Origin of the sequence: Vibrio sp. CK2-1, assembly GCF_021726515.1 — a bacterium.
In the GTDB taxonomy this organism is placed as follows: Bacteria; Pseudomonadota; Gammaproteobacteria; order Enterobacterales; family Vibrionaceae; genus Vibrio.
In genome coordinates, this window is record NZ_JAKKCJ010000002.1 from 659,247 (window position 1) to 681,870 (window position 22,624).

Sequence of the window (22,624 nt, forward strand, 5' to 3'; positions counted from 1 at the left end):
TGTTTGTATTATAGACATAATTTGGGTAGGGATTTATTAAGAAAGAAAGTCCAAGAATTTGAATAGCATGGCTGAAAAAGAACTCGTTTGGGGTAGAATGGCAAAGATATTTTTTACTGAGGTTAAGTATGTCTAAGTTTGATGTGGTGATCATTGGTGGTGGCATGGTAGGGGCGGCTCTTGCGGTCGGGCTTGCTAAGCAAAAAAAGACAGTAGCTTTAATTGAAGGTAAATCTCCATTGCCATTTGAAGCGTCACAGCCGATGGATTTACGAGTGTCTGCCATTTCAAAAGCCTCGGTTGATCTTCTAACCCAGCTTGGTGCTTGGCAATCAGTAGCAGATAAACGGGTTACGCCATACTTAGGTCTCGAAACCTGGGAGCATCCTGAGTGCCGAACTCGCTTTCATGCCCATGATATTAATCTCGATAAACTCGGCTATATGGTTGAAAATCGCTTATTACAGCTAGGTTTGTGGGAGCAATTTGATGCTTATCCTAATTTAACGGTCATATGCCCAAATAGCTTAGATAGACTCGAGTTTCTGGCTGAATCTACCAAGGTTTATTTGGATTCAGGCGAATGCTTAGAAGCTTTATGGGTAGTAGGGGCAGATGGTGCCAATTCGAAAGTACGTCAACAGGCGAATATCGGAATCACCGCGTGGGATTATCGCCAACGTTGCATGCTAATTAATGTTGCGCTGCCAAACTTAGCTGATGGCACTCAACGTGATGTAACATGGCAACGGTTTACTCCTTCAGGCCCTCGCTCGTTCTTGCCGTTAGCTGCAACGAGTGACGGTGTTCAGCAGGGTTCATTGGTGTGGTACGACAGCCCTAAGCGCATTAAACAATTGCAATCCTTGTCACCGGAAGCTTTACGCCAAGAAGTGCTGACACATTTTCCTAAAGAACTTGGTGATGTTACGGTTCTGCAAGCTGGATCTTTCCCTCTTACTCGTCGTCATGCCCAAGCGTATTTTGCTAACCGTTGTGTACTGGTTGGGGATTCGGCGCATACGATTAATCCATTAGCAGGGCAGGGCGTTAACTTAGGATTTAAAGATGTCGCAGTTCTGCTCGATACCATTGCGGATAAGGGGCTCGATTCTGAGCAGGCTTTTGTGGATTATCAAAAGCAAAGACGTACGGATAATCTATTGATGCAAAGCGGAATGGATTTTTTCTATAAGACGTTCAGTAATGATATCCCACCATTAAAGCTACTTAGAAATGTCGCCTTAAAAGCGGCCGAGCATTCTGGTGAAGTTAAGAAGCAAGTGCTTAAGTATGCACTAGGTCTATAAAGTTGTTGTGCAGCTTGTTTCTATTCAAGCTGCATATAATATATTCTCGTGTCTCGGCTCAGCTGAACTTCACACAAACAGGTGACGGTATTTTCTGCCTACAACCCGTATCTTCCAATTTCCCTGTTGCAATATCTCTACGGTAGGTTGCCACGTTATGGCTGTTTTGATTGGCAATAACTAGCCACTGGCCACAAGGTGAAATAGCAAAGTCTCGCGGAAAGTCCCCACCACAATCAGTCGAAAATACATAACTTGCTTCCCCGGTTTGCTTATTAAACTCAAAGCATGCGATCAGGTTTTGTCTTCGCCCTGTTAGATAAACAAAGCGTTCATCTGGCGAAAATTTTATTGCGCCTGCAGCCTGCCCATTTTGAGTATTAGGGAAAGCAGGTTGGTTGGAAAGTACCTGCCACTTATCTTGTGGCTTATATAGAGTGATGAGCTGTTCTGAGATCTCGCATAGGACCAGTCCAAAGCGTTCTTGCTTATCAAACACCATATGTCTTGGACCACTTTCATCGGGAAGTTCGATGGAGTAATGCTGCTCAATTGAGAATTTTTGTTCTGTGGTATCAAATGGGAAAAAGCCGATACAGTCACAACCTAAATCAACGGTGACTAAGGTTTTTGTCTCATTGAGAATCAGAGATTGATGAGCGTGTGATTCTTGATTTTCTGATGTGCACAAAGATTGACTATCGATCGTTTGTAGGTGCTGAGTGATTTGGTGATTGATATCAGTAGTAAAAATATCAATATGACCTGAACCATATTGAGCGGTGGTGACTAGATGATGCTGAAGATGATGTTGAACATAACAAGGCGCGCTGCCGGATAATGAGAATTCTGTTGCTAGTTCGCTTTGATTGTTTTGTAAGCTGTGCTGCTGAATAGTGGGCTTTTGAGTTTCTAGCACTTCAGAAATAACAGTCAGCGTTTGATTATGAACATCGAAATAAGAAGGGTGACGTAAAGCTATAGATGATGGCTTAAGGGATAGATGCCCAGTTGTGGTCTCTATTTGTGCAAAGTACAGCCCTGTAGCTTCATGTTTATCGGTATAACCACCAATGATAAGCGATAAATCTGTCATTACTTTCCTGCCATCTCTCGTTGAAAATATCGAATAGCATTTTGCGAGGTTTTAGCCGATAAGAAAAATAATATTCAAAGAGATAGAGTGATATGGATTGCAAAAAATAGAAATCAAGACCTTCAGAAACAACAAAGCCCACAATTAAGTGGGCTTTGTTAAATGATGGTGCGGACGGAGAGACTTGAACTCTCACACCTTGCGGCGCCAGAACCTAAATCTGGTGCGTCTACCAATTCCGCCACGTCCGCATATACGTGTCTAGAAAACTCGTTTCTAGTTTCTCGAATTTTACGAGCACATCAATTGATGAAATATGCTCTTCGAGATACGAGCCTCGAAAATCGAGATTCGTAATAAAGTGGCTGGGCTACCTGGATTCGAACCAGGGAATGCCGGCATCAAAAGCCGGTGCCTTACCGCTTGGCGATAGCCCAGTTGACGGAACTCGAATTTTCGAGGCTCGTAACTCGATGTTTATTTCGATATACGAGACTCGATAACGAGAAACGTTTAAATATGGTGCGGTCGGAGAGACTTGAACTCTCACACCTTGCGGCGCCAGAACCTAAATCTGGTGCGTCTACCAATTCCGCCACGACCGCATGTTCGTGTTTGAGAGTAGTTCTCTCAATTTTCTCGATAAAAAAAGCAAGCTGATTGGTTAAGCTTGCTTTCGAGATGTACCTCAATTTTTTGAAGTACATTCCTAGTAACTAGAAAACTAGGGACTAGGAACTAATATATGGCTGGGCTACCTGGATTCGAACCAGGGAATGCCGGCATCAAAAGCCGGTGCCTTACCGCTTGGCGATAGCCCAGTCGACGAGACTCGATAACCGAGAAACGTTTTAATATGGTGCGGACGGAGAGACTTGAACTCTCACACCTTGCGGCGCCAGAACCTAAATCTGGTGCGTCTACCAATTCCGCCACGTCCGCATATACGTGTCTAGAAAACTCGTTTCTAGTTTCTCGAATTTTACGAGCACATCAATTGATGAAATATGCTCTTCGAGATACGAGCCTCGAAAATCGAGATTCGTAATAAAGTGGCTGGGCTACCTGGATTCGAACCAGGGAATGCCGGCATCAAAAGCCGGTGCCTTACCGCTTGGCGATAGCCCAGTTGACGGAACTCGAATTTTCGAGGCTCGTAACTCGATGTTTATTTCGATATACGAGCCTCGATAACCGAGAAACGTTTAAATATGGTGCGGTCGGAGAGACTTGAACTCTCACACCTTGCGGCGCCAGAACCTAAATCTGGTGCGTCTACCAATTCCGCCACGACCGCAAATTCGTGACTAGGATAAATCCTAGCTTTTCGATATTAATGGCAAACTGATTGGTTAAGTTTGCTTATCGAATTACGACCCTTTATAGAAGCATCGTTTAAAATATGGTGGCTACGACGGGATTCGAACCTGTGACCCCATCATTATGAGTGATGTGCTCTAACCAACTGAGCTACGTAGCCATGCGTTACTGAGTAACGTTGTGAGCCGAGAAGTATAACGAAATACAAACTCAACATCTAGTCTCAAAGTTATCTTTTCGAGACACGAGCCTCGATAACCGAGATTCATTAAAATATGGCTGGGCTACCTGGATTCGAACCAGGGAATGCCGGCATCAAAAGCCGGTGCCTTACCGCTTGGCGATAGCCCAGTTGACGGAACTCGATAACGAGAAACGTTTAAATATGGTGCGGTCGGAGAGACTTGAACTCTCACACCTTGCGGCGCCAGAACCTAAATCTGGTGCGTCTACCAATTCCGCCACGACCGCAAATTCGTGACTAGGATAAATCCTAGCTTTCGATATTAATGGTAAGTTGATTGGTTAAACTTACTTATCGAATAACGACCCTTTATAAAAGCATCGTTTAAAATATGGTGGCTACGACGGGATTCGAACCTGTGACCCCATCATTATGAGTGATGTGCTCTAACCAACTGAGCTACGTAGCCTAAACTGTGTTGTCCCTGTGTCTCAAGGACGGAGCGCATTATGCGTATCTGGGCCGCAAGCGTCAACAGTTTTTTTTAATAAATTGGCATTCTTGAATCGTTCGACTTTTTTTTAAACAAAAAGCGTTGTTTGTGAGCAAATACTAGTACTTAAAGCGAACTTTTCTCAAAAGAACCGTCTTTCAAAGACTTAATTCAAATAATAAAAAAGCCAGCAAATGGCTGGCTTTATACAAACTTTAAAAAAATAATGTTTGTTATTTATACGTTAAAGCGGAAATGGACAACATCACCATCTTTTACGATGTAATCTTTACCTTCTAAGCGCCATTTGCCGGCTTCTTTAGCGCCACTTTCACCTTTAAACTGGATGAAGTCTTCATAAGCAACCACTTCGGCACGGATAAATCCTTTTTCGAAATCGGTATGGATTTTACCCGCTGATTGAGGAGCCGTTGCACCAACAGGGATAGTCCAAGCACGAACTTCTTGTACGCCCGCTGTGAAGTAGGTTTGTAGGTCGAGTAATTCATAGCCTGAACGAATTACACGGTTTAGACCTGGCTCTTCAATCCCTAAATCAGCCAAAAATTCGTTACGATCTTCTTCGTCTAGTTCAGACATTTCAGATTCAATCGCAGCACATACCGGTACCACAACGGCATTTTCGCCTTTTGCGTATTCACGAACTTGGTCTAAGAATGGGTTATTTTCAAAACCATCTTCGTTTACGTTAGCAATGTACATAGTTGGTTTTAAGGTAAGGAAGTTTAAGTAACCTACCGCAGCAAGCTCTTCTTTACTTAGCTCAACAGAACGAGCCATGCCACCTTCAGTGAATACTGGAAGTAGTTTCTCTAGTACTGTGATTTCATATTTTGCGTCTTTATCGCCGCCTTTTGCTTTTTTCGCTTGGCGTTGAATTGCACGTTCACAGCTATCTAAATCGGCTAGAGCAAGCTCAAGGTTAATAATTTCGATATCTTCAATCGGTGAAATACGACCTGCAACGTGAACGATGTTTTCATTTTCAAAACAGCGAACAACGTGACCAATCGCATCAGTTTCACGGATGTTAGCTAGGAATTTGTTACCTAAGCCTTCACCTTTTGATGCGCCGGCAACTAGACCTGCAATATCAACGAATTCCATCGTGGTTGGCAGAATACGTTTAGGGTTAACAATTTCAGCTAACGCATCTAGACGTAGATCTGGCACCGGTACGACACCCGTATTTGGCTCAATCGTACAGAAAGGGAAGTTAGCCGCTTCAATACCAGCTTTAGTTAGTGCATTAAATAGAGTTGATTTACCTACGTTTGGTAAACCGACGATTCCACATTTGAAACCCATGATATTAACCTTCTTTCATTCGGCATCGTTAGCCGACTTATGTTGTAATTTGATAACTCTTAAAGCGACTTATTCGGCTTTAAAAGTATGTAATCTATTTTGAGCTTTTGCTAAGCCGTCTTTGAGTAGGATGTCTAAACTTCTTACTGACTCATCGACCACTGCATCGAGTAATTCTTGTTCTTTGGTAGGGGCTTTACCGAGTACATAACCTGCCACGCGGTCTTTATGTCCTGGGTGACCAATACCAATTCTAAGGCGGTAAAAATCTTTGTTGTTGGCTTGCTTGGCAATAATATCTTTTAAGCCGTTATGGCCACCATGTCCGCCGCCTTTTTTGAATTTAGCAACACCGGGAGGAAGATCCAGTTCATCATGAGCAACCATGATTTCCTCAGGTTTTATTTGGTAAAATTTCGCAAGTGCAGAAACGGATTTACCAGACAGGTTCATGAAGGTCGTCGGGATCAGTAATCGTAGATCTTGACCATTAACCATAATGCGTCCGGTGTAGCCATAGAACTTACTTTCATCTTTTAGCGTCACGTTATGGACGCGAGCTAATTCTTCAACCACCCATGCACCTGCATTATGGCGTGTTTTTGCATATTCAGGCCCGGGATTCGCCAGACCAACAAGTAATTTGATAGGTTGAGTCAAAGTCTAGTTCTCTTTTCAAATTTAAAAAGCGCGGCATGATAGCATATTTTTTTCATGGATGGGCAAAGCTGGAAACAATAAAAAACCACTTTACCGTAAAGCAAAGTGGTTTCATTTATTTAAAATTTTGAGTTTCGAGTATTAGTTAAACATCGCAGAAATTGATTCTTCGTTGCTAATACGACGAATAGCTTCAGCAAGCATGCTTGAAAGCGTTAGCTGCGTTACTTTACCCGTTGCTTTCATTTCTTCTGATAACTTGATTGAGTCAGTAATGATCACTTGGTCAAGTACAGAGTTTTTGATGTTTTCAGCGGCTTTGCCAGAGAATACGGCGTGCGTTGCGTATGCGAATACACGTTTCGCGCCACGTTCTTTCAACGCTTCAGCTGCTTTACATAGTGTGCCACCGGTATCGATCATGTCATCAACGATCACACAGTCACGACCTTTAACATCACCAATTAAGTTCATCACTTCAGAAACGTTAGCACGTGGGCGACGCTTATCAACAATCGCGATGTCAGTATCGTCTAACATTTTTGCTGTTGCACGAGCACGTACAACACCGCCTAGGTCAGGTGATACAACAACAGGATCTTCAAGGTTACGAGACTTCATATCTTCCATTAGTACTGGTGTACCGAAGATGTTATCAACAGGAACATCGAAGAAGCCTTGAATTTGCTCTGCGTGTAAGTCGATAGTTAGAACGCGGTCTACACCAACGTTAGAAAGGAAGTCTGCAACTACTTTTGCAGTGATTGGAACACGAGCTGAACGGACACGACGGTCTTGACGTGCGTAACCAAAGTAAGGAATTACCGCTGTAATACGACCCGCAGAAGCGCGGCGCATTGCATCGATCATTACGACTAATTCCATTAAGTTGTCGTTGGTTGGGGCACAGGTAGATTGGATGATGAATACATCACTACCACGAACATTTTCATTGATTTGTACAGCGACTTCGCCGTCGGAAAAACGGTTAACAGTTGCGTCACCAAGGGAAATGTAAAGACGATCTGCAATACGTTGGGCTAGTTCAGGTGTGGCGTTACCAGCAAATAGCTTCATATCAGGCACGGTGGAAACCTCGGGTTGCGTCCAGTTTTAAATTGAGTTGTGGTTGGCTCGTTTGTAGTCAGCCAAAGTCTTATGAAGTGGTGAAGTATTCACCCCTTTGGCGATAAAGCCGAAGACACTATTACCTAACTGAGTTTGGGTATTTAACTTAGTTTGGGTTGATTCTGTTTGGTCGTTTAATTTCGCAAGAACACTTTCAGCTTCCTCTTGAGTATCAAACTCAGCGAAAAGACATGAACCCGTTCCGGTCAATCTCGACGGCGCGTATTGTAGCAGCCATGAAAGTTGCTTAGCAACCTCCGGATAGAGCAAAGTGACGATTTTTTCGCAATCGTTTCCGTAAGGCTGCTGCAAAAGTGTTGTAAGGGCTTGCTTTGGCGTATTTCTGGTTAAATCTGGGTGAGTGAAAATTTCTGCTGTTGCAATATTTTCTTCAGGCTTGATCACAAGATACCACTTCTCATTTGGTGTCGCTGCGGTGAGTTTTTCACCTACACCTTCTGCAAATGCTGCTTGACCGCGAACAAATACCGGAACATCCGCACCGAGTTTAAGGCCGAGTTCAGCAAGTTTGTCGAGTGAGAAATTTAAGTTCCATGCAGTATTTAATACCACTAAGGCCGTTGCCGCATTTGAAGAACCTCCGCCCAATCCTCCGCCCATAGGCAGTACCTTGTGTAGATTAATCTCAGCACCTAAAGCTTGCGCATTCGATATGCCTTGTCGTTCAGCTTCATCTTTCAGAGCTTGCGCCGCTTTCCAAATTAAATTGCTTTGCAGTGGCACCCCAGAAATTTCCGGTGTGATCGTGACGTTCCCAGAGACGTTAGGGGAGAACTTTAAGGTGTCACCAAAATCAATGAATTGAAATAAGGTCTGCAATTCATGGTAGCCGTTTTCGAGGCGGCCAGTGATGTATAAAAATAAATTCAGTTTTGCAGGTGAAGGCCATTCAATCTGAGTAAGCGTTGAGTGTTGAGACATTATAGAATCCATTTACTGATCAAGATTTTAATTTCGGTGTCGCTTTGGTGTAACAGCATTTGTTTTGGCAAAGTGATGCTTTGTTGTTGATTCATCACGCTTTGATAATTTAAGTAAGACAGTGTCCAGTCGCGCCCATCGATCATCTTATTTAAACTTTCCACCGTATTCGATTGATTGAATGTGACGTTATCCGCTTGGGTTGGTAGACCTTTAATCCAGTCGGGTAACTGGCTCACCGGAATAGCTAAGCCGGTTAAGTTTTGGATGAGGGCATTGGCTTGTTGCGCGGTTTGAACTTTGCCATCGGAATTGGTTACCATCGCGCCTGTTGGGGTCATTTGAACAGTGAGAATAGTTTGTCCAAAAACGGACAATAGTTTGAGCTCGCTAAAAGAATTAGCCTGTTTAAGAATGAAATTTAGCGACTGACGGTGCTCTGGATCTTTATAGCCAATCTTACCGGTCGCTTTAAAGGTGTCGAGCTGCTCAAGGACGGCTTTCTGGTTCTGCCAATCGACAGAGTAATTTTCTTGGCTCGGCGGTACGCTGCTACAACCTGATAAAATAAGTACCAATGTAGCCAATATTGTTGTGGTTAGGCGTTGAACAGGAGAACGAGCACTCAATGTGGTGCGAATAAAAGCGAAATGAGAAAACAAAGCGGCTTCCTTTGGCAGTTCGTAATTGAGTATCAACTATACCATTCTATTTGTGGTGAGAGCATTAGTAATGAAATATTTAACATCAGCATGAAGATCAGCGTTGAAATTGAGCGTTTTTAATTACTGGCGGTAGAAAAGTACTAATAAAAACGGATGCCTCTTTCATTAATAAGTCCCATCAAGTAAAATTGCGTCCCTTTTATAATAAATTTCAGAGTGTCCTCACTAGATGTCCTTGCTTGCTATTGGTATCAATCACAATACAGCGTCGGTTGAGTTGCGAGAAAAAATTGCATTTTCACCGGAAAAACTGTCTGAAGCTTTAGCGCAGATAGCGATTAGTGACACCATAAAAAGCGGTGTGATAGTTTCTACATGTAATCGAACTGAAATTTATTGCGATGTAAAAAAAGGCACAGCTAAAGGTTATGTCATTGATTGGTTGATGAATTTCCATCAGTTAGATTCCGATGAATTGATGTCGAGTATTTATACTTACGAAGAACAAGCGGCCGTGCGTCATTTAATGCGTGTGGCATGCGGCTTAGATTCTTTGGTTCTTGGCGAGCCGCAAATTCTCGGTCAAGTTAAGCAAGCTTATGCTGAATCTACCGAGCTTAACGCGGTTAATGGCATGACAGAAAAGCTCTTTCACAAAGCATTTTCAGTGGCGAAACGAGTCCGTACGGAAACCGCAATTGGCGGTAGTGCAGTATCCGTAGCTTACGCAGCGTGCATTTTAGCCAAACAAATTTTTGAATCGATGAAAAATGTTACCGTACTACTAGTTGGCGCGGGTGAGACGATTGAGCTAGTCGCCAAACACATATCATCGACAGAATGTAAAAAAATCATTGTCGCCAACCGTACGCTAGAACGCGCGAAAACCTTAGCCGATCAATTCGGTGGCGAAACCATTACCTTATCGGAAATCCCAGAGCATCTCGCCGAGGCTGATATTGTGATCAGTTCGACCGCTAGCCCATTACCGATTATCGGCAAAGGTATGGTTGAATCCGCTTTGAAGAAACGTAAACACCAGCCGATGTTATTGGTTGATATTGCAGTTCCTCGCGACATCGAATCCCAAGTCGGCGATTTAGATGATGCTTATTTGTATAGTGTGGATGATCTGCAAGGCATCGTTAATAAAAATATGGAACAAAGAAAAGTCGAAGCCATTCAAGCCGAAGCGATTGTTTCTGAAGAAAGTGCGGCCTTTATGACTTGGCTGCGTTCATTGCAAGCGGTTGATAGCATCCGTGATTACCGCGAACAAGCCAATGACATTAAAAATGATTTACTAGAAAAAAGCCTTAATGCACTCGCTGCTGGTGGCGATCCAGAGAAAGTATTACGAGAATTAAGTAATAAACTAACTAACCGTTTAATTCATACCCCAACACGCGCGATGCAAATTGTTGCAGAGCAAGGTGAGCCTGAAAAGCTGACCGTTATCCGCCAAAGTTTAGGTTTAGAAGAGTTGTAGCGACGCTTATTTTTAGCCTTGCTATGATTTATGCCTCCCATTTTATTGATACTAAAAAAGAATTAAATTATGAAATCGTCAATTTTGATTAAATTAGAAACACTGGTTGAACGCTATGAAGAAGTTCAACACTTACTTGGTGACCCTGATGTTATTGGCGACCAAAATAAATTCCGCACTTTATCTAAAGAATATTCTCAGTTAGAAGAAGTGACTAAATGCTTCCAAGCTTATCAGCAAGCGCAAGAAGATTTAGTCGCGGCTGAAGAAATGGCGCAAGAAGATGACGCTGAAATGCGTGAAATGGCGCAAGAAGAAATCAAAGAATCAAAAGTGGCGATTGAACGTCTATCTGACGAACTGCAAATCTTATTGATTCCAAAAGATCCAAATGATGAGCGTAACTGTTTCTTAGAAATTCGTGCTGGTGCGGGTGGTGATGAAGCGGGCATTTTTGCCGGTGATTTATTCCGCATGTATAGCCGTTTTGCAGAGAAAAAAGGTTGGCGCATTGAAGTGATCAGCAGCAACGAAGCTGAGCACGGTGGTTATAAAGAAATGATCGCTAAAGTGAATGGCGATGGCGCGTATGGCGTATTGAAATTCGAATCAGGCGGTCACCGTGTACAACGTGTTCCTGCTACCGAATCACAAGGTCGCGTTCATACTTCTGCTTGTACCGTTGCGGTTATGGCGGAAATCCCAGAAGCGGAAATTCCAGAAATTAAAGCCTCTGATCTGAAAATTGATACTTTCCGTTCATCAGGCGCGGGTGGTCAGCACGTTAACACCACCGATTCTGCGATTCGTATTACCCACTTACCAACCGGTACTGTGGTTGAATGTCAGGATGAGCGTTCACAGCATAAAAACAAAGCCAAAGCGATGGCGGTACTTGCTGCACGTATTATCAAAGCAGAAGAAGAAAAACGCGCGGCGGCAGAGTCAGATACTCGTCGTAACTTATTAGGTTCTGGTGATCGTAGTGACCGTATTCGTACTTATAACTACCCACAAGGCCGCGTGTCCGATCACCGCATTAACTTAACCTTGTACCGTTTAAGTGAAGTGATGGAAGGTGATCTACAAAGCTTGGTGGATCCAGTTATTCAAGAATACCAAGCCGATCAACTAGCCGCGCTATCAGAGCAATATTAATCTCAATGATCAGCATTGAAGCTAACCTACAAACGGCGATTGAAGCATTGATCGCCAGTGGTTCCGATACGCCAGCGCTGGATGCGGCAGTACTGTTGTGTCACGTATTGGATAAACCGCGCAGCTATTTGCTTACTTGGCCAGAGCGCGAGCTTGATGCAGCTCAGCAGATTCAATTTGATGAATTGTTAGCTAAGCGTATCGAAGGTCAACCGGTAGCTTATATTGTCGGTGAGCGAGAGTTCTGGTCATTACCATTGGAAGTTGCGCCTGCTACTTTAATTCCGCGCGCTGATACTGAAAGACTAGTGGAATTAGCGCTAGACAAAATTCCTGCCATTGACGGGGATATTCTTGATTTAGGTACTGGTACGGGAGCCATTGCTTTGGCACTCGCTTCTGAATTTCCTGAGCGTCGCGTGATTGGCATCGATTTACAACCACAAGCACAACAACTTGCCACTTGTAATGGACAAAAACTCAACCTAGCTAATGCATCGTTCTTGCAAGGTAGTTGGTTTGAACCATTAGATGATAAGGCTGAATTTGCCTGTATTGTGAGTAACCCTCCTTATATTGATAAGATGGATCCTCACCTTGCACAAGGTGATGTTCGTTTTGAACCTCTGACGGCGTTAGTCGCTGAAGAAAAAGGTCTAGCTGATCTTAATTATATTGCTGCCAATGCGCGTCAATATTTGAAATCCGGTGGTTGGCTATTAATGGAACATGGTTACGACCAAGGCGCTGATGTTCGCCAAATTCTAATGGGTGCAGGTTATCAGCAAGTCACAACCGAACAAGATTATGGCCACAATGACCGTGTAACACTAGGTTGCTGGTTAAGCGCTTAACTATCGAATAAAGACAACAGTTGGCATGATGCTGACTATCAAAGGAAGAGATAAACAATGTTATATACCTCAATGAAGCACGTACATTTATTGGCTATTGCACTCAGTGTTTTATTCTTAACGGTTCGTTATATTTTAATGATGATGGATTCTCCATTACTTCAGAAAAAGTTCTTCAAAGTCACGCCTCATATTGTAGATACCGTTTTATTACTATCGGGTATTTCACTTATTTTCATCACAGGCTTTATGCCGTTTACCGCTGCGGGCGCTTGGCTGACCGAAAAAATTAGCTGCGTTTTAGTGTATATCGCACTTGGCTTTGTCGCTCTGAAACTGGGTAAAAATAAAGTGATTCGCAGCGTGGCATTCTTTGGTGCTTTAGGTTGGTTGTATTGGGCCGCACACCTTGCGATGACCAAAGTTCCGACGTTATAAATAGTGTTTCAAAAGCATTGTTGTAATGCGAAACCAATAGCTTTAACTTGAGTAGTTTGACGTAATGACTGATTTAGAATTATTTGAACAAGAAATTGATGAATGCAGCTTGGTGGAAGGAGCGTTAGCGTTAAATGCGTTAATTTTCCCTGAGACCGATAAGCCGTGGGTGATGCATACATTAAATGCCATGTTTGAAGAGCTTGAACATGCGTTAGTGCATGAAACGGATGAAAAGCAAAAGTTCGAATCTTTCCTACGCTTTTTCTACCACGATTGGAATTTTTCTGGTGACAGCGAGCAGTTTTTTGATTCATCTAATGCGCGAGTGGAGCTGGTATTAAAGCGTCGTAAAGGGATTCCTGTTAGTTTAGGCGCATTATTAGTCTACTTTGGTGAGCGTTTAGGCTTTCCAATTGTAGGCGTCAGCTTTCCGAGTCAATTTATTGTTAAAGTGAATTGGCCGCATGAGGCGCCGCTGTACATTAATCCGTTTAATGGCGAGTATGTGTCTAAGTCTATTTTACGTGCTTGGTTGATTGGTTATGAAGGCCCATTAGCTAAAGTAAAACCTCAAGATCTTGCCGCTTGTGATAATCCAAGTGTTTTAGGTCGTTGGCTTGCGGTCATCAAAGGTGCTTTGATACGTGAAGATAATTTTGCTCAAGCATTAATGTGCACAGATATTGCGCTAAGCTTTGTACCAGACGATCCTTATGAAATTCGCGACCGCGGTTTTATTTACCAACAGTTAGATTGTCAGCAATTAGCAATGGAAGATTTCCAGTTTTTTATTGATAGCTGCCCGGAAGATCCCTCTTCTGAAATGCTTAAAATTCAGGTGAACGCATTAAGCGGGCATCAAGTAACGATTCATTAATAGAGATTCACTAGTAACTTATTCATTAATTTCAAACATAGCGTTTGAAGGACGGAGCGAACAGTATGCAACAGAAAACCGTTAATATCGGCAACATCCCAGTTGCTAATGATAAACCTTTTACTCTTTTTGCTGGCATGAACGTACTTGAGTCTCGTGACCTTGCGATGCAAATCTGTGAGCACTATGTAAAAGTCACTGAAAAGCTTGGTATTCCATACGTATTTAAAGCGTCTTTTGATAAAGCTAACCGTTCTTCAGTGCATTCTTACCGTGGTCCAGGCTTGGAAGAAGGCATGAAAATCTTCCAAGAGCTGAAAGATACTTTCGGTGTGAAAATCATTACTGACGTGCATACGGAAGCGCAAGCACAACCCGTTGCTGATGTGGTTGATGTTATTCAATTGCCAGCTTTCTTAGCTCGTCAAACTGATCTCGTTGAAGCGATGGCAAAAACTGGCGCAGTCATTAACGTGAAGAAACCACAATTTATGAGCCCGAACCAAGTGGGTAATATCGTGGATAAATTCGCAGAATGCGGTAACGATAAAATCATCTTATGTGAGCGCGGTTCATGCATGGGTTACGACAACCTAGTGGTTGATATGCTTGGTTTTGGTGTTATGAAAAATGCATCAAACGGTAGCCCAATCATCTTTGATGTGACGCACTCGCTACAAATGCGTGATCCTTCTGGTGCCGCTTCTGGTGGTCGTCGTGAGCAAACAGTAGAACTAGCAAAAGCAGGCTTAGCTACAGGTATTGCGGGTCTATTCATCGAAGCGCATCCAAACCCAGATCAAGCGAAATGTGATGGTCCGTCTGCATTGCCACTCGATAAGCTAGAACCATTCTTGAAGCAAATGAAAGATCTTGATGATTTAATCAAAGGTTTTGAGCATATCGATATTCGATAATTCGCATAGAGTTTGCCGATAAACGTTAAAAACCAGTCAGTTATGTGGCTGGTTTTTTATTACCTATAATTTATACAATCGTTTTCTTGTGATCGTGACATCAATTCTTTTTGCTAATTATTCTTAAAGTTAATCAATCTATTACACTTTGTGTATTCATACTTTCACATTAGTGTTGTTTATTGTTTCTTCTCTTTTAATTTCTCACTCTACAGGTATTCACCGATGAAACATTTTGTACTTAAAACGTCAGTCGTCGCGATTGCTTTAGCTTCAGTTGTCGCTTGTTCTAATCAATCAGGGCATGAATGGCAAGCGGATAAAACCTATAAGCTTACCGTACTGCATACCAATGATAACCATGGTCGCTTCTGGCATAACCAAGATGGTGAATATGGCATGGCGGCACGTAAAACCTTAATTGATAGCATTCGTAAGCAAGTACAAGCGGAAGGGGGCAATGTTTTACTGTTCTCTGGCGGTGATATTAATACCGGTGTGCCGGAATCGGACTTGCAAGATGCTGAGCCTGATTTTAAAGGCATGGATAAAATTGGCTACGATGCAATGGCAGTGGGGAACCATGAATTTGATAATCCATTATCGGTACTAATGAAGCAACGTGATTGGGTTAATTTCCCAATGCTTTCTGCCAATATCTACGATAAAAAAACCGGTGAGCGTTTATTCCAGCCTTATAAAATTTTCGATGAACAAGGGATCAAAATTGCGGTCATTGGTTTAACGACCGAAGATACTGCCAAGATTGGTAACCCTGAATATATTGGCGATGTTGAATTTCGAGATCCGAAATCTGAAGCTAAGAAAGTGATTGAACAGCTACAAGCTAATGAAAAGCCCGATCTGATTTTCGCAGTGACGCACATGGGCCACTATGATAATGGTTTAAGTGGTGCCAATGCGCCGGGTGATGTCACTCTCGCGCGTTATTTGCCACAAGGTGAGCTGGATATGATTGTCGGTGGACACTCACAAGAGCCAGTGTGTATGGAGTCTGAAAACCACAGAAAACAAGACTACAAGCCGGGTGATGAATGTGCGCCAGATAAGCAAAATGGCACTTGGATTGTACAAGCTCACGAATGGGGTAAATATGTCGGTCGCGCCGATTTTGAGTTCAAAAATGGTGAACTCAACATGGTGAGCTATAATCTTATTCCAGTAAATTTAAAGAAAACCATCAACGTAAATGGTGAGAAGAAAAAAGAGTTAGTTCAAGCTGAAATCCCACAAGATCCAGAGTTAAAAGCTTTCCTACAGCCATATCAAGATAAAGGCCAAGAGCAACTAAACGTGCAAATCTCTTATGCAAACGGCAAGCTCGAAGGGGATCGTAACGTAGTGCGTTATAAGCAGACGAACCTAGGTCGCCTAATTGGTATGTCACACATGGAGCGAGTGAATGCCGACTTTGCGGTGATGAACTCTGGCGGTGTGCGTGATTCCATTGCCGCAGGTGATATCACTTACAAAGACGTGCTTAAAGTGCAGCCATTTGGCAATATCGTTACCTACATGGATATGAAAGGCAGCGACTTGCTAGATTACCTCAATGTCGTAGCGACTAAGCCAGTTGATTCAGGTGCCTACGTGCAGTTTTCGGGTATATCAATGACAGTTGGCAAAGACAAAGTGAGCAATGTTGTCATTGACGGTAAGCCGCTTGATGCAAACAAAGTCTACCGCTTCTCTATCCCAAGCTTTAATGCCGCGGGTGGCGATGGCTATCCAAAAATTGATGATAAACCGGGTTTTGTGAATACCGGCTTTGTTGATGCCGAAGTATTAAAAGACTACCTAGAAAAACACAACCCAATCAATGTTGCCGATTACGAGCCGAATGCTGAAATTAAATACCTTAACTAATCTAAAGCATTGAACTGAAAGTCAGTTTATTTAAGAATATATTCGAGCAACTTAGGTATAAAACAGCGCTGAATCAAGCGCTGTTTTTGTTTGTTAAGGTAATCGGTTGTTAAGGAAAAATCATGACACCGGCAATTAATCTCGCTAAAAAGAAAAAAATCCCGCATACGGTTCATCAATACAAACACGATCCTAACTCAGCCAGTTATGGGCTAGAGGCGGCAGAAGTCCTTGGACAAAATCCTGCTCAAGTATTTAAAACCTTATTATTTTGCCTTAATGGCGAAGCGAAGAATCTTGCAGTGGCGATCATTCCAGTTGAAAACAAGTTAAACCTAAAACAAGCAGCCAAAGCCGCCGGTGCCAAAAAAACTGAAATGGCCGATCCTGACATTGCACAAAAAACCACAGGTTATGTAGTAGGGGGAATTAGTCCGCTAGGCCAAAAGAAAGCCTTACCAACCTTTATTCATCAATCCGCCACCAACTTTGAAACCATCTGTGTGTCAGCAGGTAAACGAGGCTTGGAGATTGAACTTGCGCCACAGGATTTGGCGAGTTTGACGAGAGGGAAGTTTGTGGATTTGTGTTTGGGGTAAAGGGTTTTTGGACAAGGGATCAGCTAAAGATTAAGTCTGAAGTTATGAAATTCGGATAAAAGATGTATGGATAACGTCTAAAGTAGTGACCAATATAAATTGGCCACTACAGGGTACTAAATTAATCAACCTGGAGAAAATGAATGTTGGACGTTCGCTCAAAGAGTTTTCGCAATACATACAAATGGCCAAAAGATGAAAACATAAAGAGTCTTTATCGGTTTTCCAGCTTTGATCCGGATACGATTAAATATCATCAGGCTTTATTTGAAGAACGACTTTTGTTTCATAATTTACCAGTAAACTTTAATGACCCTTTTGAATGTCGTCCTGCTATTCAGTGGCCAGAGTCAAAGAAGGAAGAGGACGGATTAAGGAGAGATTTGGCCTCCCTGCTGATTTTTCATGGATATGAGGAGATTCATGCAGAGGCTAAGGCTAAAGACGTAAATTTAGATTCGAATATAAAAAAACAAGTTGAGGATATACTAAACCAACAGTTTCAAGCATTCAGAATTTGTTGCTTCACTAAGCGCAAAGAAAATCTACTGTTTTGGTCGCACTATGCGGATTCACATCGTGGGTATTGTGTAGATTACAGTACGTCGAGTAGCATCATAGGTGCGGCTTATAAGGTGAAATACGGTACAAAATTTCCATATCTGAAATTCCCTCTGTTAAACGATCTGAGAGCGTTAACTGTTTTAGCAAAGCAACTAGCGGAAGGACAGACGATCGATAGATTTAACACATCGATGAACAATGATTTAATTAAGCCAATCTTAAATAAATCGATTGATTGGAAGTATGAAGAAGAATACCGCTCGATTTTAAAACCTGATGCGATTGCTCAGTTAAACAATAACGGGGAGTGTCTTATCTTAGAGGGGCATGAAATTCGTAACGTCTATTTTGGTTGCAATATGCCTGAAGAGAATAGGGATTTACTGATTGAATCAATCAAGAGTGGACCGTTTACTCCTGATCTTTGGCAAGCCCGAATGACACGAGGCATGTTTTCTCTCGAATTTGAAAAAATAAGCATCTGATGATCTTTTGCAAAACTGCGTATTTATTTATGTGCTCTGACGTGAGCTTTTCTCACTGATTCTCGCCAGAAATAGCACGTTGTATCCGTAGAGCTTATTCATACCGTTAGTGAGGTATTCTATATTTGTAAAAAAGCCTGACTACTTCTAGTCAGGCTTTCTAAATCTGGAGGCGCCTCCCGGAGTCGAACCGAGGTCCACGGATTTGCAATCCGCTGCATAGCCACTCTGCCAAGGCGCCATTTTTGTATTGGGTGTTTTTGAAGAGAAACTTTTGAAGTGTTTATCGATAATCTTTTAGATGGTGCCCCGGGCCGGACTTGAACCGGCACAGCGCGAACGCCGAGGGATTTTAAATCCCTTGTGTCTACCAATTCCACCACCAGGGCACATGTAATCTAAATTACAGGGCACTTAACTGAAAAGTTAGAACACCATCGTCTTCGCTTGAAGACGATGCATACTTTATAGGATTCAGCTCAGAGGTAAACAATTATTTTCAAAAAGTGAGTTTAAGTGCCTGCTTTTTGGGCTTTTTGTTTTGTTTATAAGCAAAGGTGCGTTGCTTGGCTATTTCTTCGGCGTCCATTTTTTGATGGTACTGCTATTTGAGTTACCAAAACGAGAGCCTTTGCTAGCAGGTTTTCCAGGTGTCGCTGCTTTTGGCTTGTCTTGATTGCGGCTGCGGTTACCACCAGTACGGTCATTTTCTTTGCCTTTGGCACGCGGTTTACGTTCAAATTCACCTTTGCCACGGTAAGTTTTAAATTGAGTTTCGCGCTCTTTTTCCGCTTGTGCTTGCTTGCGCGCATCGTGCAATTTAGCGTCTGTCGCTTTAGCAATGCTATGACCATCGGCAGCCACTTTAGAGGCTTCTTCCGTACCAACTGAGCCTTCAATCATATTATGAATTTCAGTGATTTCAGCATCGGTTAAGTAACGCCATTTACCGTTTGGTAGGCCATCAATCGTGATGTTCATAATGCGAACGCGACGCAATTTATAAACATCGTAGCCTAAGGCTTCACACATACGACGAATTTGGCGGTTTAGACCTTGGGTTAAAGTGATGCGGAAAGAAAAGTCTGTTTCCTTACTTACTTTACAAGGTAGGGTAGTGGTATCCAAAATATCGACACCCGATCCCATCTTGGCAATAAACTCTTCGGTGATTGGCTTATCAACACGTACTACATATTCTTTTTCATGGGCATTACCCGCACGTAAGATCTTGTTTACGATATCGCCGTCATTGGTTAAGAAAATCAAACCATCAGAAGGTTTATCTAGGCGACCAATTGGGAATATACGTTTACGGTGACCAATAAAATCAACAATATTGCCTTCAACGTGACGTTCGGTAGTACAAGTAATTCCCGTTGGTTTATTGAGCGCAATATAGATAGGCTTTTCTTTGGTCTTAATTGGCTTGTTATCAACCTGAACATCATCGCCCGGCAGCACCTTAGTACCCATTTCAGGCACTATGCCATTGATGGTAACACGGCCTTGGTCGATAAGTTTGTCGGCTTCACGGCGTGAGCAAAAGCCCGAATCGCTGATGAATTTATTAAGACGAATAGCAGAAGTTTGATTAGTCATAGTGATCTCTTTTGACGTTTCACAACGGAAATGCTCAACTATAGATTAAAAGATAGCTTGAGCGATGAAGGTGGCAGAGTTTAGCAGATTTGCTGATTTAACTCATTCGTTTTTGGTGACGCTCGCGGTTATCCAGTTTCATTTCGGGGCTTTTCTTAATCAGGACATACACCGCACCGCTGCCACCATGAAAAGGTTGGGCGCTATGAAAACACATCACATCAGAAATTTGCTCAAGCCATGCGGCAACATAACTTTTCATCAAGGCTGGTGGATTAGAACGCTCACCTTTACCATGCACAATAAGTACACTGCGAGTATCAAGGCGTTGTGCTTGACGTAAAAACGACACTACATCTTCACGAGCTTGCTCTAAAGTACGACGGTGTAAATCTAACTTGGCGGTAATCGGGTACTTACCTAAACGTAGTTTGCGGAATACGCCGTCTTGAACGCCATCTTTTTTGTACTCCAAAATATCATCAGGTTTTAGCATCGGGGCATTATCCAATGATAGATATTCGTCATACTCTTCCGCTAAAGATACTGCTGCTTTGCGTCTGGCAAGGTGAGCTTCAGTGAGAGTGCGCTCTTTGGTGCGAATGGTCGTATCTTGTTTTATCGGTTTAACATCACCCATCATTTGTTGAAATAAGTCTAAGTCGTTATCGTCTGTCATAATCATCACCACTTGATGGAAAGCTGTTATAGGAAAATTATAACGGTGGAGAGGGATATGGGAATCGTATCTGCTTATAAAATCAGCAAACGAACGTTATTTTTTAAAATCGTAAAATAATTGCCTAAAACCCCTTGCGCTTACTAATAAAATCCGTATTATACGCAGCTCATTCAGCGACACATTGCTGATATGAATCTCGGTGAATAGCGCAGCTTGGTAGCGCATCTGGTTTGGGACCAGAGGGTCGGGGGTTCGAATCCCTCTTCACCGACCATATTAAGAAAAAGGCTCTGCAGAAATGCGGAGCCTTTTTTCGTTTTAATCCCGACGGGTCGGGGGTTCGCTTGATGTTAGAATTTGGCTCTTCACCGATCACTTTCAAAAAAAGCTCTGTAGAAATGCGGAGCTTTTTTGCATTTGAGTGACAGGAAACTCGAGCTTCTGCTATTATTCGGTCTCTTTTTTCTACCAGATACTTTCCATGCCTAGTTCAAATTCTCATATTACTATTGGTTTAACCAACCCAAAAAGTCCGTCTAATGTTGGTGCGGTGATGCGTGCTGCTGGTTGTTATCGCGCGGATGCGGTTCGTTATACTGGCGTGCGATATGAAAAAGCTGCCAAGTTTCATACCGATACCAAAAGCGTTGCCCGTCATATTCCACTTGATAGAGTAGATGACATGCTGCAAGGCTTAGATGCGGATACCAAGATCGTGTGTGTTGAATTAGCGGAAGGGGCGATTGCGCTGCCTGAATTTGAACATCCAGAAAAAGCGTTATACGTGTTTGGCCCTGAAGATGGCAGCATCGAGCAGTCGGTAGTATCGAAAGCCGATGCTGTGGTGTATGTGCCAACGGTAGGGTGTATGAACCTAGCTGCCACGGTCAATGTCTTGTTGTATGACCGATTAGCGAAATCATCAAACGTTGAACAAGGCGATGAGTTAATTCGTAAAAGTCGCGATAACCGCAATCATTTGCAAGTCGTTTAATTTTTCAAAATAGGTTAAAGCGGGCAATAACTGTCGCTGCTGGTGGAGACCTGAGTAACCTGATAACCATGCTCTGACAGTGCTTGAATCAAGTTTTGTTCTGCGATTAAATGCAAAGCACCTACCGCAATCACATATTGACCTGTCGGAGATAAAAATGATGGGTCAGTAATTTTGTTTATCCAATCTCGGTTACGGCTATACAGTAGATCATCGCTGGTTTGTTGATCCCATTCTGATGTTTCTAGTAGTTCGAGTAAGTTGTCTTGATCGCCATCTTGCCAGCTTTGAATCACGCATGAATAAACCTCTTCAGTTTGCTGTTGCTCTTCATCACTGATCGCATCAAGTAATAAGCTTTTGCCGTTATCTGGTAGGTTTTGCAATACATCTAGTTGTTGGGCAAGTGTTTCAAAAGTCAGTAATGGGACTTTTAAGGCTTGAGCTTGTTTTTGTATGGTTTGATCAACGCCTTCACTGGCATCATAACCAAGCGATTCAAACGTTTGATTCTCAATGCTGATTGCGGTTAACCAGGGCGGTAAATTGAGCAAGGTGATTGGATCTAGCTTGAGCTGTTTGGCAGTTTTCTCAAGTTGCTTTCTTTGCTCTGAAGTTAGCACTTGCTTGGTGAGTGTCACGCCATCAAAGTTTATTTGTGGCATGCCTTCTTCAAGATTGGCTTCTAATACTAATCCATCACTGGTTTTCAAAAATTGCTCTAACACTTCCGGCAATGGGTACATGCTTTTATGCCCCAAATGAATCGTACCGATCAGCATTAATTGCTGCTGTCCTTTAGTCGCTTTCCAAGCCAATGGTTCGGCATGGCTTGTTGTGGCAAACAATAAAGAGGGCAGTGACAATAAAGAAAGTAGAAGAGGACGCCAGTTTTTCATATCAGCCTTGAAGGTCAGTTTTGTCTTGTCTTAAAGATAGAATAGCATG

Annotated in this window: 20 protein-coding genes and 14 tRNA genes; 12 read left to right on the top strand and 22 right to left on the bottom strand. The window is 42.6% G+C overall.

The features are described 5' to 3' along the window. Positions 1–128: 128 nt before the first annotated feature. A complete protein-coding gene (locus L3V25_RS07915) occupies positions 129–1,310 on the top strand; it encodes a 2-octaprenyl-3-methyl-6-methoxy-1,4-benzoquinol hydroxylase (RefSeq protein WP_237294847.1) in 1,182 nt (393 codons plus the stop codon). A gap of 58 nt (positions 1,311–1,368) precedes the next feature. Here the strand turns inward: L3V25_RS07915 and L3V25_RS07920 are convergent, their stop codons facing one another. The 17 genes from L3V25_RS07920 to lolB form a co-directional block, all read right to left on the bottom strand. Further along, the gene (locus L3V25_RS07920) at positions 1,369–2,406 is read right to left on the bottom strand and encodes a beta-propeller fold lactonase family protein (protein ID WP_237294848.1); all 1,038 of its coding nucleotides are present in this window, start codon (positions 2,404–2,406) and stop codon (positions 1,369–1,371) included. 166 nt (positions 2,407–2,572) lie between these two features. Beyond that, positions 2,573–2,657: transfer RNA gene (locus L3V25_RS07925), tRNA-Leu, on the bottom strand. A 111-nt stretch (positions 2,658–2,768) separates the two neighbouring features. Then, a tRNA-Gln gene (locus tag L3V25_RS07930) sits at positions 2,769–2,843 on the bottom strand. A gap of 83 nt (positions 2,844–2,926) precedes the next feature. After that, positions 2,927–3,011: transfer RNA gene (locus L3V25_RS07935), tRNA-Leu, on the bottom strand. 141 nt (positions 3,012–3,152) lie between these two features. After that, a tRNA-Gln gene (locus tag L3V25_RS07940) sits at positions 3,153–3,227 on the bottom strand. 36 nt (positions 3,228–3,263) lie between these two features. Next, positions 3,264–3,348: transfer RNA gene (locus L3V25_RS07945), tRNA-Leu, on the bottom strand. Positions 3,349–3,459: 111 nt separating this feature from the next. Continuing rightward, a tRNA-Gln gene (locus tag L3V25_RS07950) sits at positions 3,460–3,534 on the bottom strand. An 84-nt stretch (positions 3,535–3,618) separates the two neighbouring features. Beyond that, positions 3,619–3,703 (bottom strand) — tRNA-Leu (locus tag L3V25_RS07955). 106 nt (positions 3,704–3,809) lie between these two features. Then, a tRNA-Met gene (locus tag L3V25_RS07960) sits at positions 3,810–3,886 on the bottom strand. A gap of 116 nt (positions 3,887–4,002) precedes the next feature. Beyond that, positions 4,003–4,077, bottom strand: a tRNA-Gln gene (locus L3V25_RS07965). A gap of 35 nt (positions 4,078–4,112) precedes the next feature. After that, positions 4,113–4,197: transfer RNA gene (locus L3V25_RS07970), tRNA-Leu, on the bottom strand. Positions 4,198–4,302: 105 nt separating this feature from the next. Continuing rightward, positions 4,303–4,379: transfer RNA gene (locus L3V25_RS07975), tRNA-Met, on the bottom strand. A gap of 261 nt (positions 4,380–4,640) precedes the next feature. Further along, positions 4,641–5,732: a redox-regulated ATPase YchF gene (ychF, locus tag L3V25_RS07980; RefSeq protein ID WP_237294849.1), complete on the bottom strand. Its 1,092-nt coding sequence runs from the start codon at positions 5,730–5,732 to the stop codon at positions 4,641–4,643. 69 nt (positions 5,733–5,801) lie between these two features. After that, positions 5,802–6,392 (bottom strand): aminoacyl-tRNA hydrolase, encoded by a 591-nt coding sequence (gene pth, locus L3V25_RS07985; RefSeq protein ID WP_237294850.1) that lies wholly within the window; start codon positions 6,390–6,392, stop codon positions 5,802–5,804. A gap of 141 nt (positions 6,393–6,533) precedes the next feature. Then, entirely contained in the window at positions 6,534–7,478 is a 945-nt protein-coding gene (locus tag L3V25_RS07990) for a ribose-phosphate pyrophosphokinase (RefSeq protein ID WP_027697493.1), read from the bottom strand. 27 nt (positions 7,479–7,505) lie between these two features. Then, positions 7,506–8,474, bottom strand: coding sequence for a 4-(cytidine 5'-diphospho)-2-C-methyl-D-erythritol kinase (ispE, locus tag L3V25_RS07995; RefSeq protein WP_237294851.1), 969 nt, complete (start codon positions 8,472–8,474; stop codon positions 7,506–7,508). After that, positions 8,462–9,124: a lipoprotein insertase outer membrane protein LolB gene (gene lolB / locus L3V25_RS08000; protein ID WP_237294852.1), complete on the bottom strand. Its 663-nt coding sequence runs from the start codon at positions 9,122–9,124 to the stop codon at positions 8,462–8,464. Before lolB ends, ispE begins: the two co-directional genes overlap by 13 nt. A 232-nt stretch (positions 9,125–9,356) precedes the next feature. Here lolB and hemA point away from each other — a divergent pair, with 232 nt between their 5' ends. From hemA to L3V25_RS08045, 9 genes are all read left to right on the top strand, one after another. Beyond that, positions 9,357–10,616: a glutamyl-tRNA reductase gene (gene hemA / locus L3V25_RS08005; protein WP_193001848.1), complete on the top strand. Its 1,260-nt coding sequence runs from the start codon at positions 9,357–9,359 to the stop codon at positions 10,614–10,616. 69 nt (positions 10,617–10,685) lie between these two features. Next, positions 10,686–11,774 carry a peptide chain release factor 1 gene (gene prfA, locus L3V25_RS08010; RefSeq protein WP_237294853.1) on the top strand — a complete coding sequence of 363 codons (1,089 nt, stop codon included), beginning with the start codon at positions 10,686–10,688 and terminating at the stop codon, positions 11,772–11,774. A gap of 5 nt (positions 11,775–11,779) precedes the next feature. Beyond that, complete coding sequence (gene prmC / locus L3V25_RS08015; RefSeq protein WP_237294854.1) at positions 11,780–12,628, top strand: peptide chain release factor N(5)-glutamine methyltransferase; 849 nt, start codon at positions 11,780–11,782, stop codon at positions 12,626–12,628. Between the two features lie 57 nt (positions 12,629–12,685). Beyond that, positions 12,686–13,066, top strand: coding sequence for a SirB2 family protein (locus L3V25_RS08020; protein WP_027697487.1), 381 nt, complete (start codon positions 12,686–12,688; stop codon positions 13,064–13,066). Between the two features lie 64 nt (positions 13,067–13,130). Further along, entirely contained in the window at positions 13,131–13,946 is an 816-nt protein-coding gene (locus tag L3V25_RS08025) for a SirB1 family protein (protein ID WP_237294855.1), read from the top strand. A 65-nt stretch (positions 13,947–14,011) separates the two neighbouring features. Further along, a complete protein-coding gene (gene kdsA, locus L3V25_RS08030) occupies positions 14,012–14,863 on the top strand; it encodes a 3-deoxy-8-phosphooctulonate synthase (protein ID WP_237294856.1) in 852 nt (283 codons plus the stop codon). Positions 14,864–15,088: 225 nt separating this feature from the next. Continuing rightward, on the top strand, positions 15,089–16,750 hold the full coding sequence (gene ushA, locus L3V25_RS08035) for a bifunctional UDP-sugar hydrolase/5'-nucleotidase UshA (RefSeq protein ID WP_237294857.1): 1,662 nt from the start codon (positions 15,089–15,091) through the stop codon (positions 16,748–16,750). Between the two features lie 122 nt (positions 16,751–16,872). Continuing rightward, positions 16,873–17,349, top strand: a complete 477-nt coding sequence (ybaK, locus tag L3V25_RS08040) for a Cys-tRNA(Pro) deacylase (RefSeq protein WP_237294858.1) — start codon at positions 16,873–16,875, stop codon at positions 17,347–17,349. A 143-nt stretch (positions 17,350–17,492) separates the two neighbouring features. After that, positions 17,493–18,398, top strand: a complete 906-nt coding sequence (locus L3V25_RS08045; protein WP_237294859.1) for a DUF2971 domain-containing protein — start codon at positions 17,493–17,495, stop codon at positions 18,396–18,398. A 167-nt stretch (positions 18,399–18,565) separates the two neighbouring features. On the opposite strand, the gene L3V25_RS08050 is transcribed toward L3V25_RS08045, so the two are convergent. The 4 genes from L3V25_RS08050 to smrA all read right to left on the bottom strand — a co-directional run bounded on the left by L3V25_RS08050 (position 18,566) and on the right by smrA (position 20,679). Next, positions 18,566–18,639, bottom strand: a tRNA-Cys gene (locus tag L3V25_RS08050). 61 nt (positions 18,640–18,700) lie between these two features. Then, positions 18,701–18,787 (bottom strand) — tRNA-Leu (locus L3V25_RS08055). 181 nt (positions 18,788–18,968) lie between these two features. Beyond that, entirely contained in the window at positions 18,969–20,000 is a 1,032-nt protein-coding gene (rluF, locus tag L3V25_RS08060; protein ID WP_237294860.1) for a 23S rRNA pseudouridine(2604) synthase RluF, read from the bottom strand. 97 nt (positions 20,001–20,097) lie between these two features. Beyond that, positions 20,098–20,679, bottom strand: coding sequence for a DNA endonuclease SmrA (smrA, locus tag L3V25_RS08065; protein ID WP_237294861.1), 582 nt, complete (start codon positions 20,677–20,679; stop codon positions 20,098–20,100). Between the two features lie 200 nt (positions 20,680–20,879). On the opposite strand from smrA, the gene L3V25_RS08070 reads away from it, so the two are divergent. Next, positions 20,880–20,956: transfer RNA gene (locus L3V25_RS08070), tRNA-Pro, on the top strand. Between the two features lie 207 nt (positions 20,957–21,163). Further along, positions 21,164–21,676, top strand: coding sequence for an RNA methyltransferase (locus tag L3V25_RS08075; protein WP_237294862.1), 513 nt, complete (start codon positions 21,164–21,166; stop codon positions 21,674–21,676). A gap of 14 nt (positions 21,677–21,690) precedes the next feature. Here the strand turns inward: L3V25_RS08075 and L3V25_RS08080 are convergent, their stop codons facing one another. Further along, on the bottom strand, positions 21,691–22,575 hold the full coding sequence (locus L3V25_RS08080) for a TraB/GumN family protein (protein ID WP_237294863.1): 885 nt from the start codon (positions 22,573–22,575) through the stop codon (positions 21,691–21,693). Positions 22,576–22,624: the final 49 nt, after the last annotated feature.